This is a genomic window from Bacillus sp. 05T31, assembly GCF_056396725.1.
Window position 1 is genome coordinate 1 of the sequence record NZ_JBFTMA010001362.1, and the last position, 467, is coordinate 467.

Here is a 467-nt window from a genome sequence, read left to right on the forward strand (position 1 = left end):
ATGTACTACCACGAATAGAACGATACCTTTTATATATTTTGTTTCGTAATATTAACCCCATATTCCCTATAAAAATCTAAAATTACAGATGCATTCATACCCAAATCTAATAAATTTTCCGGAAAGTAAATTTTAGAATCCGGAACCACAATATCAGATGTTTGTAAAATGTTCTCTGCTTGGACAGCTGCTCCTAAAGCAGTAAGATGTGTCTGTCCTAACGGATCTGATATATTCACACATCGTCTATGCAATACACCAGTAGCATCATAACCTTTAAGGTGAATAACTATGTTATGTGCACTTCCCCTTCCGGGTTTATAGAGAATATTTTTCCGTAAATCGGTAAATTTTTCTCCGCTAATCATTTTCCAAATCCCTGTATTCACCAGAGAAACCAGTCCATATGTAGATATTTTACTATCAAAAGCAATACGAAAGTTAGCCGAAACAGCATGAATTGATTC

The 467-nt window shown here is 34.5% G+C and carries 1 pseudogene; it reads right to left on the reverse strand.

The window, feature by feature from the left end:
* Nucleotides 1-29: 29 nt before the first annotated feature.
* Nucleotides 30-467: pseudogene (locus AC1DJR_RS33315) on the reverse strand (saccharopine dehydrogenase); the annotation flags it as partial.